The sequence below is a fragment of the Ruegeria sp. BHSB196 genome (assembly GCF_059613135.1).
Map to the genome: position 1 here is coordinate 22451 of NZ_JBXWRY010000035.1, position 16734 is coordinate 39184.

The window sequence follows — 16734 nt, forward strand, 5'->3', positions numbered from 1 at the left end:
CCAACCTGCCGTATACGCGCGCCATTCAAACCCGCAGGCGGGGTTTGGCCCGTTCGGGGGAGACATCCCCGTTCGGACCGCCGGTTGGAGCATCCGCTCTGAAACCCCCGCCGAGGAAGAAACCGGAAAGGAAAACAACCATGGCTCTTCCCGAGTTCACCATGCGTCAGCTATTGGAAGCTGGCGTGCATTTCGGCCACCAGACCCAGCGCTGGAACCCGCGCATGGCGCCCTACATCTACGGCGCGCGCAACGGCATCCACATCATGGACCTGACACAGACCGTCCCGATGCTGGATCAGGCGCTGCAGGCGATCCGCGACACCGTTGCAAAAGGCGGCCGCATCCTGTTCGTCGGCACCAAGCGGCAGGCATCGACCCCGATCGCCGAGGCCGCCGAAAAGTCGGCCCAGTACTACATGAACCACCGCTGGCTGGGCGGCACCCTGACCAACTGGAAAACCGTGTCGCAGTCGATCCAGCGCCTGAAGCAGATCGACGAAACCATGGAAGCCGGCGCCGAGGGCCTGACCAAGAAAGAGCGTCTGGGCATGGAGCGCGATCAGCAGAAGCTGCAGGCGTCGCTGGGCGGCATCCGCGAAATGGGCGGCGTTCCCGACCTGCTGTTCGTCATCGACGTCAAGAAAGAGGCCCTGGCCATCGCCGAGGCCAACAAGCTGGGCATTCCGGTGGTCGCCGTTGTCGACACCAACTGCTCGCCCGATGGCGTGGACTACATCATCCCCGGCAACGACGACGCGGCCCGAGCGATCGCCCTCTATTGCGATCTGGCGGCGCGCGCGGCGCTGGACGGCATGTCGGCGCAACTGGGCGCGGCAGGCGTCGACCTGGGCGAGTTGGAAGAAGCCCCGGCGGAAGAAGCCGTGACCGAAGAGTCGGAAGCCCCGGCAGAAGCCTGATCGGCCCGTCACCGAAATGTCATGCGGGGCAGGGTATGACCTGCCCCAATCCGTTTGAATTGAGGAGAGCCCAGAGATGGCAATTACAGCAGCACTGGTAAAAGAACTGCGCGACGCGACCGGCGCCGGCATGATGGATGCCAAGAAAGCCCTGACCGAAACCGGCGGCGACATGGAGGCCGCGGTGGACTGGCTGCGCACCAAGGGTCTGGCGAAGGCCGCGAAGAAATCTGGCCGTACCGCGGCCGAAGGTCTGGTTGCCGTGGTGGTTGACGGTGGCAAGGGCGTGGCTGTCGAAGTCAACGCCGAGACCGATTTCGTCGCGAAGAATGCCGAGTTCCAGGAGATGGTCTCGGGCATCGCTGCGGCTGCCTTGAACGTGGGCGACATTGACGCCCTGAACGCTGCGGATCTGGGTGGCAAGTCGGTTGCCGACACCATCACCGACAAGATCGCGACCATCGGCGAAAACATGACCCTGCGCCGCATGTCCAAGATCGAAGGCGACAAGGTTGTGTCCTATGTCCACAACGCGGCCGGGGCCGGCATGGGCAAGATCGGCGTCTTGGTCGCGTTCTCGGGTGGCGACGAAACCATCGGCAAGCAGGTTGCCATGCATATCGCCGCAGTGAACCCCGCCGCCCTGTCCGAAGCCGATCTCGACCCGGCCGTGGTCGAGAAGGAAAAGCAGGTTCAGATGGACATTGCGCGGGAATCGGGCAAGCCGGAACAGGTGATCGAAAAGATGATCGAGGGCCGGATGAAGAAATTCGTGGCCGAGTCGACCCTGCTGAACCAGCAATTCGTTGTGAACCCGGACCTGACGGTTGAAGCCGCGGCCAAGGAGGCCGGCGCAACCATTACCGGTTTCGTGCGCCTGGAAGTCGGCGAAGGCATCGTCGTCGAAAAGGAAGACTTCGCGGCCGAGGTTGCCAAGGCCGCTCAGGGCTGACCCGGGGCATTGCAGCCGGTTCGGCCGCACAATCCAGACTTCACGACCGGCCGCCGACTTGCGGCCGGTTTTTTTGTCGCGCAGCGCGACGGGCTGTACCGCCGCTCTATTCAAAGTCTCGGAAATGGATGAGGGGCCCTGCACGATGGGGATGGAAGGGCCCCTCAAAATTCCAACTCAGACACGCCGAAAAATAGGCGCCCGTTGCCGGACCGGACGGAGAGCCACGGTATTGCGAAGATCCGCCCCACATGTTCCCTGGCCAAAGCCACCACTCACGGAACGTGAAAAGAATGCCCCGCAGAGCATGAATTTGGTAGTCATGATTTCCTTACCTAAGGTAATGCGGCAACCCACGCCGTCATGGTCGCCCGAATTCAGGCTTCCATGACGAACATCTGGTTGTGAAGGGCGGCCTTGAGTACGGCTTGCGCCGTGGTTTCCACGGCCAGGGCTTCGCGTGCCAATCGAAGGTGCTTTTCGACCGTGGCCGAAGTGAGCCCCATCAACAAGGCGATGTCCTGAACTGTCTTCCCATCACCGACCCATTGCAGCGCCTCGCGCTGCCGCTTCGTCAGGGCTCGATTGGGCGCATTGTAGGGCAAGGTCAGGATCTTGAGATGGGCGACGTTGTTCATCAACAGGATGTCCTCGCCGTGCTCGGCCCAGACGGCATCGACCTCTTCCTGGTCGCACCCCTTCTTGAAGCAGAGCGAGATCGCGCCCTTGGAGCGCATCGACACCGAGTTGAAGCTGACGGTGTAGCCGGCCGTCACGCCCATGGAATGGTTGAATTCGTAGACGCGGCGCTCCTGCGGGGTCATGACGCCCTGGTCCAGCATGTCGTTGATCATCTTCCAGCTGGCGGCGCCTTCATGTTCGAGCGCCCATTTCAGCATCGGCGCGTGGAAGTAGAGCCCCGAATGCAGGAAACCGTCGATATAGTCCGCGCAATGATTGGTGAGGATGACGAAATCCTCGGGGTCGCCCAGCGACGTAGCGGTGCGGTATTGGGTATAGCCGTAGAGCAGCCGCTCGAAACCGTATCCAGCCATTTGCCGGCAATGGGCATCCCAAAGCTCTTCCAGGGTCTTGGTATAGCTCAGAAAATGGAGATACTCGCTCAGCCTCATCCGTCCGTCTTCTCCTGCAGATGGGCGGCCAGCGCATCCAGGGCAAACAGGTAGCCCTGTGCACCGAACCCGCAGATTTGACCGATCGCCACGGGGGCAATGAAGGATTTGCGCCTGTAGGATTCGCGCGCGTGAATATTCGTCAGATGAACCTCGACCACCGGCAGGTTGACGGCAGATATCGCGTCCATCAGCACCAGGGACGAGTGCGTATACGCGCCCGCGTTCACAACCAAACCGTGATAATCGCCCCGCGCCGCATGAATGGCATCGACAAGCGCCCCTTCGTGGTTGGACTGAACGCAAGACACGTCCAGACCGCAGGACGCGCCGTGCGCGATGCACGCGTCTTCGATCATCTTCAAGGTTGTGTGCCCGTATATCTCGGGCTGTCTCGTGCCCAACAGATTCAGGTTTGGACCATTCAGGACCAGAACTTTATTCATGCATGCAAATCCCCATAGGCATCCTCATACAGGAGTCCCCGTATCACTGTCCACCGATGCGTCATTTTGCTCCGCTCGACCTCGGCAACGCTTTGCCAACCTTGTGCAAGGCTTGCGAGAATTTGGAGTCTTGTCTCACATCATCATGTCAAAAAGATGCTCAAACCTAGCCATCGCGCGGCCAGTGCCGGGGTCGTTTGGGCTTCGATTTCGATGGTGAGGTCATGTGCCCGCAACAGCTCGGTTTCCGAGCGTTTTTTCACGTCTCGCAAAACGAAGCGGCCGCGCAAACGTGACCCGGCCGCCACAGGCGAAAGAAAGCGCAACCGGTCGAAGCCGTAATTCAGCCCCATGATCTGGCCCGGCGGCGAATCGATGCAGTCATAGGCAAACCGGCTGGCCAGCGACAACGTGAGAAAACCATGCGCGATGGATCCGCCAAAGGGCGTCTCCCGCGCCGCGCGCTCGGGATCGGTGTGAATCCACTGGTCATCGAAAGTAAGCGTGGCAAAGGTGTCGATCATGTCCTGAGACACGGCGATCCAGTTCGACACGCCGATTTCCGCCCCGATCCTGTTGCGCTCAGCCACAAAAGCCTCGTCCAGTGCCGGCATCATGTGGTCCTTTCCGCGAGCTTTGGGTCAGTGTTTGCAAATCCGCCGCGCACCGCTGCAGGATGCCGGCAGTCAGAAGAAGGAGAGAGTTGGTGAGCCGGGAATTCCGCCAGCACAGATACACGCCTCCCGACGGGTCTGCCGACCTGTTGCTGATACGGCATGGTGAAAGCCAGCCGGCGCGGGCAGGTCAGAGTTTTCCATTGGTCGATGGGCATGGCGATCCGGCCTTGCACCCCAACGGCAAGGCGCAGGCACACGCCATCGCGGAACGGCTGAAGACCGAACCGCTGGCGGCGATCTATGTGACCACATTGCAGCGCACCGTCCAGACGGCGGAACCGCTGGCGCGGCATCAGCGGCTCACGCCGATCGTCGAACCTGAGCTTCGCGAGGTGTTTCTGGGCCAGTGGGAAGGCGGGGAATACCGCATTCGCGCCGCCCAAAACGACCCGATCATCCGACGCGTCTGGCAGACTCAGGAGTGGGGCGAAATACCCGGCGCGGAAACCACGGCAAGTCTGCAAACGCGTGTCCATCAGGCATTGTCGCGTATCGCAGGCCGGCACCGCAACGGCCGCGTGGCCATATTCACGCACAGCGCGGTCATCGGTGCGGCCGTCGCCCTGGCCAGCCGGGCGGACCCGTTTGCCTTTCTGCATGTCGCCAACGGGTCGATCAGTCGCGTGGTCGTGCGGGGAGACAGTATGACCGTGTTGGGGTTCAACGACTGCGCACATCTGGGCTGACGCTCAGTCCATCACGATCACGACCTTGCCCAGTACCTTGCGGTTCTGCATCTGTTCCAACGCCTCGGCCGCGCGATCCAGCGGGAAGCGCGCGCTGATGCGGGGTTTGATCCTGCCCTCCGAATAGAGGCGGAAGAGGTCGCGCATGTTCTGCGCATGGCCGTCCGGTTCGCGAAACACGGATGCGCCCCAGAACACACCGACGATCTGGCATCCCTTGAGCAGGGTGAGGTTCAGCGCGATCTTGGGAATGCCCGCGGGAAAGCCGACGACGAGATAGCGCCCCTTCCACGCCATCGCGCGCATGGCCGGTTCGGCATAGTCGCCGCCGACGGCATCATAGACGACATCCACGCCGTCGCCGCCCGCAAGCCTCTTGATTTCCGCGGACAGAGCCTTTTGCGCGTCCCGGTCCAGTTCCCGGGGATAGACAAGGGTTGCATCCGCACCGATGTCGCGGCAGAACGCGGCCTTTTCCTCGGACGACACTGCGGCGATGACGCGCGCGCCCGCAGCCTTGCCCAATTCGATGGCGGCCACCCCGACACCACCTGCGGCGCCAAGGACCAGCAGAGTCTCGCCGGGTTGCAGCGCGGCACGATCCTTGAGCGCGTGGTGCGACGTTCCGTAGGTGAAAACGAAACAGGCGGCATCGTCATACGGCATGGCATCGGGAATTTTGATCGCGGTTGCGGCCTTGACGGCCAGATGCGTGGCAAAGCCGCCATGTCCGGTCAGCGCCAACACGCGGTCTCCCTGCGCAAAGTCCGATACCCCGTCGCCCACGGCCACCACGTCACCGGCGATTTCACCGCCGGGGGCAAAGGGACGGGGCGGTTTCATCTGATAGAGGTCGCGGATCATCAGCGTGTCCGGATAATTCACGCCCGCGGCCCGCACGCGAACCAGGATCTCGCCTTTTTTTGGCTCCGGGTCGGGCAGGTCCGTCAGTTCCAGTGTCTCCGGACCGCCCGGGGCAGTGCTGAGAAGTGCGCGCATCTGGTTCAAACTCCCTGCTGTGCCGTCGCTTTGACGTTAAGTCTTCGAGGCGATCTGGCGGTTGTCAACATGATTTCGAAATGCAATTCTGCTATGCGGAACATGTGCGCTCTGGGGAGGAGTCAGGCGTATGGAGGCAAGGGATCTCGCGGATTTCAGGACCGAGCTGCGCGACTGGTTCGATCGGAACTGCCCGCAGGACATGCGCGACGGCCGCAACGAGGAGGCTAACATCTGTTGGGGCGGAAAGAACTGGAACTTTGCGTCAGAGGCGCAGGAAACCTGGCTGAAACGCTGCGTCACAAAGGGTTACACGGTTCCCACCTGGCCCGTCGAATACGGTGGCGCGGGGTTGACCCGAGAGCAGGAGAAGATCTTTCACGAGGAAATGCGTCGCCTGAACGCGCGTTATCCGCTGCAAAGCTTCGGCATCTGGATGCTGGGCCCGGCCCTGCTGCAATTCGGGACGCACGATCAGAAGCTGCGCTATCTTCCGCCCATTGCACGGGGCGAAATCCGTTGGTGTCAGGGATACTCCGAACCGGGCGCGGGATCCGACCTTGCCAGCCTCCAGACCCGTTGCGAGGACATGGGCGATCACTGGCTGGTCAACGGGCAAAAGATCTGGACCTCTTATGCCGACCGCGCCGACTGGATATTCGCGTTGGTGCGCACCGATCGGGATGCGCCGAAACACAAGGGAATCTCATTTCTTCTCATCGACATGCAGAGCGAGGGCGTTTCGACTCGTCCCATCCGCCTGATTTCCGGCGCATCCCCGTTTTGCGAAACTTTCTTCGACAACGTGAAGGTGCCCAAGGATCAGGTCGTCGGCGAGGTCAACCGGGGTTGGGATGTCGCCAAATACCTGCTGACGCACGAACGTCAGATGATCTCGGCCGCCGGCGGTACGATGGGATCGGGCCGGGCGCTTGGCGCCGTGGTCGCCGACAGCGAAACCGGTGCAACCGATCCGATCCTGCGCGCCGAAGCCATGCGCACCGAGATCGACGGTCTTGCGGTCGATCTCACGCTTGAACGCTACAAGGATCAGGTCGAGGCCGGAACTGGGGCAGGGGATGCCTCGGCCATGTTGAAATACATGGGCACCGAACTCAACAAGCGCAGGTTGGAACTGGTCATGGCAGCGGGCGGGTCGGACGCGCTGGACTGGAACGACGGACGCGCGCCCAATTGGCTCAGGACCAAGGCCAATTCGATCGAGGGCGGAACATCCGAGGTGATGCTGTCGATCATCGCAAAGCGCGTTCTTGGCCTGCCCGGGTAGAGACAATGGCAAAGCTTGTGAGAACCGAGGAAGAGACATTGCTTGCCGACAGCGCCCGCGGCTTCCTGGACCAGGCTGCGCCGGTTGCCCACCTGCGGGAAATGCGGGATGCGGGCAAGTCGCAGGACGCCGCGCTTTGGGCCGAAATGGCCCGAATGGGTTGGACCGGCGTACTGGTGCCCGAACGGGCGGGCGGCGCCGACATGGGGTTTTCGGCCGCCTGCGTGCTGGCCGAGGAAATGGGCAGGACGCTGGTGACCGCGCCTTTCATCTCGACATCCGTCATCGCCGCGACGGCGTTGCGGCAGGTGGCCGATGACCGGGCAATGCAGGCGCTGGAACGGATCGCTTCGGGTGAAACCATCTATGCTCTCGCGATTGACGAGAGCAGCAAGTTCAATCCGGAGTCGACGCGGCTTCATGCGCGCCCCGAAGGCAACGGGTTTCGCCTGTCCGGCGAGAAACGTTTCGTCGTCGACGGAAGCGCGGCGGATCGGCTGCTTGTGCTTGCCCGCACGGGCGATGGCCTGACGCTGTTCGATCTGCCGGCGGACCGGTCCGGCATCACGCGCCACGACATGGCGATGATCGACAGCCGCGATGCTGCGCGGCTGCGTTTCGACGATGTCCAGGCGACGGGTGAGGATGTCGTGGGTCCGGTCGACGAGGCCATGACGGTTCTGAAGCCCGCGCTCGAAGCCGGGCAGGCAGCGCTGGCGGCGGAAATGGCGGGCCTCGCCTCGGGTGCATTTGGAATGACCGTGGAATACCTCAGGAACCGCCAGCAATTCGGGGTGCCCATCGGATCGTTTCAGGCGTTGCAACACCGTGCCGCACGGCTCTGGTGCGAATGCGAAGTGACGGCCTCGGCCATCCTGAACGCGGGACGCAAGCTGGACGAGGATCCGCACAACGCGACGCTGGCGGTATCCTTGGCAAAGGCTCGTGCAACCGATACGGCCCAGCTTGCGGTTCAGGAGGGAATCCAGATGCACGGCGGCATTGGGATGACGGACGCATTTGACATGGGGTTCTATATGAAACGCGCCCGTGTCGCCGCGGAATGGCTGGGCGACTATGGATATCACGCGAATGTCGTGGCGCAACTTCGCGGGTTTTGAGAGGCAAGGATGACACCGGACACTTTTTTTTCATTGAAGGGCAAGACGGCGCTGGTTACCGGCGGCGCAACGGGCATAGGCCGCATGGCCGCCGAGGCGCTGGTGTGGGCCGGGGCACGGGTTCTGATCGCCTCGCGCAAGGGCGACGCCTGCGAAGCCGTGGCGGCCGAGCTCAACGCTCTGGACGCGCCTGGCACGGCCGAAGGGTTCGCTGGCGACATCGGCACGAAGGACGGGGTCGCGGCGCTTGCCGAAGCCGTCAAGAACAGGACGGAAACTCTTGATATTCTTATGAACAATGCTGGCGTCACTTGGGGCGCGCCATTGGGGCAATTCCCGTATGAAGCCTGGGAGAAGGTCATGTCGGTCAATGTCGCCGGCGTGTTCGACCTGACCCAGAAGCTGCTGCCTCTGTTGATGAAATCGGGTTCGGCCGATGATCCCGCCCGCATCGTCAATGTGGGGTCGGTCATGGGCGAGGTTCCGATGGGGGACGGCGCCTACAGTTACTCCGCCTCGAAGGCCGCGGTACTCCATCTGACCAAGATCATGGCCAAGGAGCTTGCGCCCTACGCGATCACGGTCAACGCGCTGGCACCGGGACCGTTCGTGTCGCGGATGACCGCGTTTGCCACCGCCGATGCGGGCAAACGCGAAAAGGTCGGCGGCGATGTGCCCTTGAAGCGGGTTGGGCGCGACGAGGATATCGCCGGCTGCATGTTGTTCCTGTGCGGGCGCGGCGGCGCCTATGTGACCGGCGCCGTCATTCCCGTATCCGGTGGCATCAACGTGATGTCGGCCGGCAACATATTCGAGAAAGCCTTGCAATGACAAACCGCGCCGAAGGCGCGGATCGGGAAGGTTCAATCATGAAGGACATGGCCTGGAAACGGGAGGAAGACCACCTGCCACGGCAGTTGCGTGGGTTGCGATTGCCGATGATCGGTGCGCCCCTGTTCATCATCTCCGTGCCGGAACTGGTGATCGCGCAGTGCAAGGCGGGCATCATCGGAGCCTTTCCGGCGCTCAATGCCCGCGAAGCTGACGGAGAGCCGCCGTTGCTCGAAACCTGGCTCAGGCAGATCACCGAAGAGCTGGACCGGCACAACCAGCAGAACCCCGACAAACCGGCCGCGCCATTTGCCGTCAACCAGATCGTCCACCGCTCGAACGCGCGGCTGGAACGGGATCTGGACATATGCGCAAGGTGGAAGGTTCCGGTCTGGATCACGTCGCTCGGTGCGCGGGTCGAAGTCAACGAAGCGGCCCACAGTTGCGGCGGGGTGGTTCTGCACGACATCATCAACAGTACTTTCGCCCGAAAGGCGATCGAAAAGGGCGCGGACGGGCTGATCGCTGTGGCGGCCGGGGCAGGGGGCCATGCCGGCCAGCAATCACCGATGGCGCTGATCCGCGAGATCCGGTCATGGTTCGACGGCCCGCTTGCGCTGTCTGGCGCCATCGCCTGCGGCGAGTCGCTGTTGGCGGCGCGGGCGATGGGCGCTGATTTCGGATATGTCGGCTCTCCCTTCATCGCAACGCACGAGGCCAATGCGCAGACGGCATACAAACAGATGATCGTGGACGGCGGAGCTGAGGACATCGTCTATTCGTCATTGTTCACGGGCGTCCACGGGAACTATCTGAAGCAATCGGTGATCCGCGCCGGCATGGACCCGGACAACCTGCCATCCGCGGATGCATCGACGATGAACTTTGCCGAGGGATCATCGAAACCGAAAGCCTGGAAAGAGATCTGGGGGTCGGGCCAGGGCATCGGCAACGTGACCGAAATCGTCGCGGCCGGGGATCTCGTGGACCGGATCGACCGCGAGTATCGGGCCGCCGGCGCGCGCCTCGCGTCGGAATTCCCGGGCTAGACGATGGCGGAACTCCTGGTCATCCGGCACGCGCAGGCCTCGTTCGGGTCGGATGACTATGACCGGCTGAGCCCGCTCGGGCACGAGCAGTCGAGGCTTCTGGGGCAGACCCTGCACGACATGGGCTGGAAACCTGACCGCGTGATCACCGGCACGCTGGAACGCCAGAAGGCGACCCTGCGCGCCATGGGCTTTTCGGAACCGCCTGAAGAGCACGAGGGATGGAACGAGTACGATTTTCATGATCTGCTGAAAACCCGGTTCGGCGGAACCATCCCCGATCCGGTGCGAAACGACAGAAAGACCCATTTCCGCGCGCTGCGCGAAACGCTGAGGGATTGGCAGGACGGGGGTATCGCAGGTGCCAAGGAAAGCTGGGACGCTTTCAGCGACCGTGTCGAAGCGGCAAGGGCATCTGCGATAGAAACCGGCGCGCCGCGCGTTCTCGTGATCAGTTCCGGCGGCGCCATCGGTCAGTTGGTGTCAAGTTGCCTGGGCGCCGGCCCCGAGCAGATGATCGCGCTGAACCTTCAGGTCAAGAACACCTCCATGACGCGGTTCATCTTTACGCCGCGCGCCTTTTTCCTGCATGAATTCAATGCGACGCCACATTTCGCCCTGCGCGGAAACGCCGAAATGCTGACTTACAGTTGAGGACCGGTCATGAACGATGACACACAAACCCTCGATCTCAAGGCCGTGGACGCCTATCTGCGCGAACACCTGGACGGCTATGACGGGCCGCTGACGGCCAAGAAGTTTGCGGTCGGGCAGTCCAATCCCACTTTTCTGCTCGAAACACCGGGGCGCAATTACGTCCTCCGGCGCAAGCCGCCCGGCGTGCTTCTGAAATCGGCGCACGCGGTGGATCGGGAGTACCGTGTCCAAAAGGCGCTGGCGGGCACCAAAGTGCCGGTGCCCGAGATGTATCTGCTATGCGAGGACGACTCGGTCATCGGGTCGGTCTTCTACGTGATGGAGCACCTGGATGGCCGCAACTTCTTTGAGCCGACCATGGAAGGTGCGACCAATGCGACCCGTTCGGCGGTGCTCGACGAAATGAACCGGGTACTGGCCGAGTTGCACATGGTGGATGTGGATGCGGTCGGGCTTTCCGATTATGGCCCGCCGGGCAACTATTTCGAACGACAGATCGGCCGCTGGACGAAACAGTACAAAGCCTCGGAAACCGAGGTCATTCCTCATATGGATGCGCTGATCGAAGCCTTGCAGCAGGAACTGCCCGCCGATGACGGGCAGCGGACGCTGGTGCATGGCGACTATCGCATCGACAACATGATATTCGAAAAGAACGGCACGCGGTGTCTAGGCGTTCTCGACTGGGAGCTTTCGACCATCGGCCATCCCTATGCCGATCTGGCAGCGGTGATCATGCAGTGGCAGATGCCGCCGGGCAAGGAGGGGCGGGGTCTGGCCGGCATCGACCGCGCCGCGCTCGGCCTGCCTTCGGATCATGAGTTCGTCACGCGCTATTGCGACCGCCGGGGACTGGACGGAATAGACCATTTCGGATTCTATCTGGCGTTCAACTTCTTCCGGATGGCCGGGATCATTCAAGGTGTCTACAAACGCGCACTCGACGGAAACGCCTCCAACCCGGAACGCGCCAAGCGGCTGGGCCAGTACGTGCCCGTCTTTGCCCAGTACGGCCTTGCCGCATTGGGCCGCAAACCCTGAGGGAGGACCGGAATTGGACGGCCTGGAGCGCGACGGCAAGGACAGGAACTTTGTGACCGCATTGGCGCGCGGGCTGGACATCCTGCGGTGTTTCCAGGCGGGAGAGACGTCGCTGACAAACCATGATTTCGCGGATCGGACGGGGCTGCCCAAGCCGACCGTATCGCGGTTGACGCATACGCTGTGCCAGCTTGGCTATCTGGTCCCGCAGGAGACCGGAGGATATCGCTTGGGCGTCGGCGTCCTGCACCTCGGTTTCGGTGTGCTGGCGGGGATGGATATCTGCGACCGCGCCAGTGAAATCCTGCGCGGATTGCGAAACGGGCCCAACTCGTACATCACCGCAGCCTTGGGCGAGGCGCACCGGGCCGAAGTCGTCTATGTGGCCGTGCACCGCTCCCGCGAGGATGTGGCATTGACCATGCATGTCGGGTCGCGCCTGCCCTTGTTCTCCTCGGCCATCGGCCGGTCCATACTGGTCGGAATGCCGCCAGCGGCGCGAGAGGCGGCGGTTCAGGCGGCCATCGACGATCTTGGGGAAACGCGCGCGCGCTTGCAGGCCATCATCGCCGACGCCGATACCGAGTTCCGGCAGCGCGGCTACTGCACGGGATACGGGTTGTGGCGGCGCGATGTGAACGCCATCTCGGTCCCGGTCCGGGCGCTCGGCGGCCGCATCTTTGGCCTGAATGTCGGCGGGCCCAGCTTTCACGTCTCGACCGAACAGTTGGAGAAGGACTATGCCGATCAACTGGCCGACGCGGCGCGGGTGCTGAGCCTGGCGCCGTGAACCAGAGAAAAGCTTCTTGGGGGAGGTAAACCGATGTCGATGATGCTCGTCAGAAACGATCACGGCGATGGGGTTACGGAATTGGGTCTGAACCGGGCGCCGGTCAATGCGCTCAGCGCCGAATTTCTGGTGAGCTTTGCCGCCGAGATCATGGCGCTGGGGCGCGATCCTTCAGTTCGGGCTGTGGTTTTGTCCAGCCCGTTCAAGGTGTTCTCGGCAGGTCTTGACCTGAAGGAGGCGCAAAACTTCGGCATCGAGGAACAGCATGACATCGTGAAGGGGTTGAACATCGGCTTTCTTTCACTGTTCGAATGTCCCAAACCCACGATTTGCGCCGTGAACGGTGCGGCAATTGCAGGCGGGCTTTTCTTTGTGCTCGCCTCGGATTTCCGTGTCGCCGCGCCCCAAGCCAAATTCGGCCTTGCCGAAGTCCGCGTGGGCGCGGATTTTCCGGTCGGGCCGTTGGGGATCGCGCGCGCCACGCTCGATCCGAACACGCTCCGGCGTCTGATGCTGACCGGGCGGCCGATGGATGCCGAAACTGCGCATCGTTGTGGAGTCGTCGATGTGATCGACGCCGACACCTTGCCGCGCGCGATTCAGGAAGCGCGGGAAATGGCCGAACTGCCGCCGAAAACCTATGCTTCGGTCAAACGCCAGATCCGCCAGGGCACGATCGAACTGATCAAGCACCAGATGCTCAATGGCGCCAACGCGCCTGCCGGCGGCTGGTTCAATCATGAAACCCGTGCCGCCATGAAGCGCATGATCGGATAGTGCGTATTCCTACGTACTTCACTCGCTGCGCGTACCGAAGGAAACTTGTGCGACCACGCGCAGGGAGGGCAGCGGCATGAAACCAGCCGTGAACCACGGGTTCGACCAGAACCGGTTGAAGCGGATCGGCACATGGATGCAACGCTATGTGGACGAAAGAAAGTATCCCGGCTGCGCGATTCTGATCAGCCGCGGTGGCGAGGAGGTCTATTTTCAGGCCTGCGGCCTGCGCAGTGTCGAAAAGAATCTTCCATTTCAACGCGATACCTTGGCGCGCATCTATTCGATGACGAAACCCGTCACTTCGGTCGCGATCATGATGCTGGCCGAGCGCGGACATTTTCCACTCGCCGCCCCGGTATCCGAATTCATCCCCGCCTTCACGCATATGCAGGCGCTGGTTCCCGGGGCGCAACGCCTGGACCAGGTCGAGCCCGCGCCCGTACCGACCTTGCATCACCTGCTGACCCATACCAGCGGTCTGAGCTATCCGTTCAATCCCGGGCTTCTGCCCGAAGCGATGGATGCGCAGGAGCTGATGTTCAAGCCCAATCAGGGCGAACTGGCCGACATGGTGGAGCTTGTGGCCGACCTGCCGCTGGCATTCCAGCCGGGGCGCAGATGGGAATACTCGGTTTCGATCGACGTGCTGGGGCGAGTGGTCGAAATCGTTGCCGGCAAGCCGCTGGACCGGTTCTTTGCAGAGGAAATCTTTGAACCGCTCGGGATGACGGAAACGGCCTTTCGTGTGCCGGACGGGGCAGGGGACCGGTTCGCGTCACTCTATACGCCCTTGGCCGGCGATGCGATGGCACTGAACGCAGCCAAGAGCGGGGCGGACACGCTCAGGCTCGTGGACGAAGCCGGAAAATCGCCGTTTGAGGCGACAACACTGTTTTCCGGCGGCGGCGGACTGGTCGGAACCATTGACGACTACCGGCGCTTTGCCGAGATGCTGCGCCGCGGTGGCGAAGCCAATGGCAGCCGGCTCCTCAGCCCCCGCACGCTCGACTTCATGATGCAGAACCACCTGCCGGGCGATATCGCCTCCATGGGCCCCCAGAGCTTTGCCGAGCAACCGATGGAAGGAATGGGATTCGGTATTGGCGGTGGCGTCGTGCTGGACGCGGCCCGCTCGGGCATTCCGGGCTCGAAAGGCGATTTCAGCTGGGGAGGCATGGCCTCCACGTTTTTCTGGGTGGACCGGATCAACGCGTTGTCCGTCGTCTTCTTCACACAGCTCTCGCCGTCGAGTTCCTATCCCTCCCGCGCCGAACTCAAGGCGCTGATCCATGGCGCCTTGATCGAATGACGGCAGACCCGCGCCGGTGTGGCCGCATCTTTGCGGATCATAGCTCGGATCAAGCTGGAAGTCCTTGCGGAAGGGATGATACGGGTCTGCAAGGCCGTTGATCTGCGACGGCAAAGAGACAACTGGGACGGCAGCCATGACCGACGCGGAACAAATCCTTCTCGATCTGCTTGACCTGGAAAGGCTCGAAGTCGATCTGTTTCGGGGAACCGGATCGGGCGGTGAAACGCCGACCCGGATCTATGGTGGTCAGGTCGTCGCGCAAGCACTGTCCGCCGCCTACCGCACGGTCGAAAACCGGCTGTGCCATTCCCTGCACGCCTATTTCATCCGCCCCGGCGACCCCGGCATGCCGGTCGTCTACCAGGTGGATCGCGCGCGCGACGGCGGTTCCTTCACCACGCGACGGGTCGTGGCGATCCAGAACGGAAAGCAGATCCTGAACATGTCGGCATCGTTCCACGTTCAGGATGACGGATGGGACCATCAGCATCCCATGCCCCAGGTGAGTGAGCCTGAAGCCTGCCCAAGCCGAAATGCGTTGCGGCAGAGGTACCTTGATCGAATCCCCGAGAAATACCGCCGAGAATTCATGCGTGAAAGGCCGATCGAGGTACGCGAGGTCGATCCGTTGGATCTGTTCGAGCCCGAACCGCAGGATGATCGCAACCATCTGTGGTTCCGAATGCAGGCTGCCGCGGGCGCCGACCCGGTGACGCAGCATCTGCTGTTGGCCTACGCCTCGGACATGGCCTTGCTCAGTTCCGGTCTCAGACCGCACGGACTCAGCTGGTTCACGCGCGAAGTGAACGGCGCCAGCCTGGATCATGCCATGTGGTTTCACGCACCGGTGCACTTCGAAAACTGGCATCTTTACACGATGGACGCGCCCTGGACGGGGCAGGGCAGAAGCTTCAACCGTGGTTCGATCTATACGCGGGAGGGCAGCCTAGTGGCGTCGGTCGCGCAGGAAGGGTTGATGCGGAAAGCCCGAGAACGACTTTAATTTTGCTGGCTAAACTGCCGATTTAGCTTACGCATCCCTCCGATCCACCGGTCATAGTCTTCGGCCTTGAGCCGGATGTAGTCCAGCACTTGCGGGTGCGGCAGCACCAGGAAACGGTTTTCTCGAATGGCATCGATACAGGCTTCCGCGACCTGATCCGGCTCCAGCATGCCGTCGATCGCCGCGACCGAGTTTTCATGTCCGCGCGTCATTTCGGATCGCACCGCTTGCGGGCACAGCACCGAGACACCGATACCCTGATCGCCGTAGGTGATCGCCAACCACTCGGCAAGGCCCACTGCAGCGTGCTTTGTCACCCCATAGGGCGCGGCGCCGGGCTGGTTCAGCAGGCCCGCGGCCGAGGATGTGTTCAAAAGATATCCGCCGCCGCGCGCGACCATGCGCGGCACCATGTGACGCGCGGCCCAGACATGGGACATAACATTGATTTCCCATATCTTTTGCCAATCGGCGTCCGGAACGTCGATGCCGCCAAGCGTGAGTATTCCGGCGTTCGAGCAAAACAGGTCAATCGGACCGATACGTTCCTCGACGCTGTCGATCAGTCTTTGGATATCCGCTTCTCGCCCGACATTGCACCGGATGGCGACGCCGCCAATCCTATCAGCCACCCGTTGCGCTCCGGCAAAATCCACATCCGCACAGATCACGGTCTGCGCGCCTTCCGCGGCAAACCTTTCGGCCAATCCCTTGCCAATCCCGCCGGCAGCACCCGTGACAACCACGATCTTGTCAGTCAGGTCCATTTCTCTTCCGTTTCATCAGATGTCATGCGCGCTCATCGGTTTCGACGAGCCTATGGGGCGAAGGTCCGATCGCCAACGCCCAAAATCAGGGAGAGTCACAAACGTCGCGTCACTGGTCGCTTGCGTATGTTTTTACCATAATACCGATTACACGGCGACCCGCGCCGCTCAGGAGCGCGCTACCCTGAAGTGCGACTCCTATTAGAAACCAATGGGTTATCTAATAGGAGATCATGGCATGGGAGCCGTTTACACGCAACTGAGCTTGAGCGAACGCCGTAG

General features: G+C 62.1%; 18 protein-coding genes. 13 read left to right on the forward strand and 5 right to left on the reverse strand.

From position 1 onward, the window contains the following. Positions 1–140: 140 nt before the first annotated feature. Both rpsB and tsf read left to right on the forward strand, forming a co-directional pair. Entirely contained in the window at positions 141–920 is a 780-nt protein-coding gene (rpsB, locus tag AC2FNJ_RS15625) for a 30S ribosomal protein S2 (protein WP_496765541.1), read from the forward strand. A 76-nt stretch (positions 921–996) separates the two neighbouring features. Then, on the forward strand, positions 997–1872 hold the full coding sequence (tsf, locus tag AC2FNJ_RS15630) for a translation elongation factor Ts (RefSeq protein ID WP_496765542.1): 876 nt from the start codon (positions 997–999) through the stop codon (positions 1870–1872). Positions 1873–2249: 377 nt separating this feature from the next. On the opposite strand, the gene AC2FNJ_RS15635 is transcribed toward tsf, so the two are convergent. From AC2FNJ_RS15635 to AC2FNJ_RS15645, 3 genes are all read right to left on the reverse strand, one after another. Beyond that, complete coding sequence (locus AC2FNJ_RS15635) at positions 2250–3005, reverse strand: autoinducer binding domain-containing protein (RefSeq protein WP_496765543.1); 756 nt, start codon at positions 3003–3005, stop codon at positions 2250–2252. Next, positions 3002–3451 (reverse strand): type II 3-dehydroquinate dehydratase, encoded by a 450-nt coding sequence (gene aroQ / locus AC2FNJ_RS15640; protein ID WP_496765544.1) that lies wholly within the window; start codon positions 3449–3451, stop codon positions 3002–3004. Before aroQ ends, AC2FNJ_RS15635 begins: the two co-directional genes overlap by 4 nt. Positions 3452–3594: 143 nt before the next feature. Beyond that, on the reverse strand, positions 3595–4065 hold the full coding sequence (locus tag AC2FNJ_RS15645) for a MaoC family dehydratase (protein ID WP_496765545.1): 471 nt from the start codon (positions 4063–4065) through the stop codon (positions 3595–3597). Positions 4066–4157: 92 nt separating this feature from the next. On the opposite strand from AC2FNJ_RS15645, the gene AC2FNJ_RS15650 reads away from it, so the two are divergent. Further along, positions 4158–4814 (forward strand): histidine phosphatase family protein, encoded by a 657-nt coding sequence (locus tag AC2FNJ_RS15650; protein ID WP_496765546.1) that lies wholly within the window; start codon positions 4158–4160, stop codon positions 4812–4814. Positions 4815–4817: 3 nt separating this feature from the next. On the opposite strand, the gene AC2FNJ_RS15655 is transcribed toward AC2FNJ_RS15650, so the two are convergent. Next, positions 4818–5813 carry an NADPH:quinone oxidoreductase family protein gene (locus AC2FNJ_RS15655; protein WP_496765547.1) on the reverse strand — a complete coding sequence of 332 codons (996 nt, stop codon included), beginning with the start codon at positions 5811–5813 and terminating at the stop codon, positions 4818–4820. Between the two features lie 130 nt (positions 5814–5943). Between AC2FNJ_RS15655 and AC2FNJ_RS15660 the strand changes: the two genes are divergently transcribed. The 10 genes from AC2FNJ_RS15660 (at position 5944) to AC2FNJ_RS15705 (ending at position 15685) form a co-directional block, all read left to right on the forward strand. Continuing rightward, positions 5944–7101 carry an acyl-CoA dehydrogenase family protein gene (locus tag AC2FNJ_RS15660; protein WP_496765548.1) on the forward strand — a complete coding sequence of 386 codons (1158 nt, stop codon included), beginning with the start codon at positions 5944–5946 and terminating at the stop codon, positions 7099–7101. Between the two features lie 5 nt (positions 7102–7106). After that, complete coding sequence (locus AC2FNJ_RS15665; RefSeq protein ID WP_496765550.1) at positions 7107–8222, forward strand: acyl-CoA dehydrogenase family protein; 1116 nt, start codon at positions 7107–7109, stop codon at positions 8220–8222. 9 nt (positions 8223–8231) lie between these two features. Beyond that, positions 8232–9053: an SDR family NAD(P)-dependent oxidoreductase gene (locus tag AC2FNJ_RS15670; RefSeq protein WP_496765552.1), complete on the forward strand. Its 822-nt coding sequence runs from the start codon at positions 8232–8234 to the stop codon at positions 9051–9053. A gap of 47 nt (positions 9054–9100) precedes the next feature. Then, positions 9101–10102 carry an NAD(P)H-dependent flavin oxidoreductase gene (locus AC2FNJ_RS15675; protein WP_496765566.1) on the forward strand — a complete coding sequence of 334 codons (1002 nt, stop codon included), beginning with the start codon at positions 9101–9103 and terminating at the stop codon, positions 10100–10102. A 3-nt stretch (positions 10103–10105) separates the two neighbouring features. Next, the gene (locus tag AC2FNJ_RS15680) at positions 10106–10756 is read left to right on the forward strand and encodes a histidine phosphatase family protein (RefSeq protein WP_496765554.1); all 651 of its coding nucleotides are present in this window, start codon (positions 10106–10108) and stop codon (positions 10754–10756) included. A gap of 9 nt (positions 10757–10765) precedes the next feature. After that, on the forward strand, positions 10766–11800 hold the full coding sequence (locus AC2FNJ_RS15685; RefSeq protein WP_496765555.1) for a phosphotransferase: 1035 nt from the start codon (positions 10766–10768) through the stop codon (positions 11798–11800). Positions 11801–11813: 13 nt separating this feature from the next. Next, positions 11814–12590, forward strand: coding sequence for an IclR family transcriptional regulator (locus AC2FNJ_RS15690; protein ID WP_496765557.1), 777 nt, complete (start codon positions 11814–11816; stop codon positions 12588–12590). A 33-nt stretch (positions 12591–12623) separates the two neighbouring features. Continuing rightward, complete coding sequence (locus tag AC2FNJ_RS15695; protein ID WP_496765559.1) at positions 12624–13367, forward strand: enoyl-CoA hydratase/isomerase family protein; 744 nt, start codon at positions 12624–12626, stop codon at positions 13365–13367. Positions 13368–13443: 76 nt separating this feature from the next. Then, positions 13444–14679 carry a serine hydrolase domain-containing protein gene (locus AC2FNJ_RS15700; protein ID WP_496765561.1) on the forward strand — a complete coding sequence of 412 codons (1236 nt, stop codon included), beginning with the start codon at positions 13444–13446 and terminating at the stop codon, positions 14677–14679. A 136-nt stretch (positions 14680–14815) separates the two neighbouring features. Next, on the forward strand, positions 14816–15685 hold the full coding sequence (locus tag AC2FNJ_RS15705) for an acyl-CoA thioesterase (protein WP_496765562.1): 870 nt from the start codon (positions 14816–14818) through the stop codon (positions 15683–15685). On the opposite strand, the gene AC2FNJ_RS15710 is transcribed toward AC2FNJ_RS15705, so the two are convergent. Next, entirely contained in the window at positions 15682–16452 is a 771-nt protein-coding gene (locus AC2FNJ_RS15710; RefSeq protein ID WP_496765564.1) for an SDR family oxidoreductase, read from the reverse strand. The two genes, AC2FNJ_RS15705 and AC2FNJ_RS15710, sit on opposite strands and share 4 nt — an antisense overlap. Between the last annotated feature and the right edge of the window lie 282 nt (positions 16453–16734).

Bases quoted from the DNA above. Each gene is read 5' to 3' on its own strand.
- rpsB (WP_496765541.1), top strand. From the start codon at position 141: ATGGCTCTTCCCGAGTTCACCATGCGTCAGCTATTGGAAGCTGGCGTG.
- tsf (WP_496765542.1), top strand. From the start codon at position 997: ATGGCAATTACAGCAGCACTGGTAAAAGAACTGCGCGACGCGACCGGC.
- AC2FNJ_RS15635 (WP_496765543.1), bottom strand. From the start codon at position 3,005: ATGAGGCTGAGCGAGTATCTCCATTTTCTGAGCTATACCAAGACCCTG.
- aroQ (WP_496765544.1), bottom strand. From the start codon at position 3,451: ATGAATAAAGTTCTGGTCCTGAATGGTCCAAACCTGAATCTGTTGGGC.
- AC2FNJ_RS15645 (WP_496765545.1), bottom strand. From the start codon at position 4,065: ATGCCGGCACTGGACGAGGCTTTTGTGGCTGAGCGCAACAGGATCGGG.
- AC2FNJ_RS15655 (WP_496765547.1), bottom strand. From the start codon at position 5,813: ATGCGCGCACTTCTCAGCACTGCCCCGGGCGGTCCGGAGACACTGGAA.
- AC2FNJ_RS15660 (WP_496765548.1), top strand. From the start codon at position 5,944: ATGGAGGCAAGGGATCTCGCGGATTTCAGGACCGAGCTGCGCGACTGG.
- AC2FNJ_RS15665 (WP_496765550.1), top strand. From the start codon at position 7,107: ATGGCAAAGCTTGTGAGAACCGAGGAAGAGACATTGCTTGCCGACAGC.
- AC2FNJ_RS15670 (WP_496765552.1), top strand. From the start codon at position 8,232: ATGACACCGGACACTTTTTTTTCATTGAAGGGCAAGACGGCGCTGGTT.
- AC2FNJ_RS15675 (WP_496765566.1), top strand. From the start codon at position 9,101: ATGGCCTGGAAACGGGAGGAAGACCACCTGCCACGGCAGTTGCGTGGG.
- AC2FNJ_RS15680 (WP_496765554.1), top strand. From the start codon at position 10,106: ATGGCGGAACTCCTGGTCATCCGGCACGCGCAGGCCTCGTTCGGGTCG.
- AC2FNJ_RS15685 (WP_496765555.1), top strand. From the start codon at position 10,766: ATGAACGATGACACACAAACCCTCGATCTCAAGGCCGTGGACGCCTAT.
- AC2FNJ_RS15695 (WP_496765559.1), top strand. From the start codon at position 12,624: ATGTCGATGATGCTCGTCAGAAACGATCACGGCGATGGGGTTACGGAA.
- AC2FNJ_RS15700 (WP_496765561.1), top strand. From the start codon at position 13,444: ATGAAACCAGCCGTGAACCACGGGTTCGACCAGAACCGGTTGAAGCGG.
- AC2FNJ_RS15705 (WP_496765562.1), top strand. From the start codon at position 14,816: ATGACCGACGCGGAACAAATCCTTCTCGATCTGCTTGACCTGGAAAGG.
- AC2FNJ_RS15710 (WP_496765564.1), bottom strand. From the start codon at position 16,452: ATGGACCTGACTGACAAGATCGTGGTTGTCACGGGTGCTGCCGGCGGG.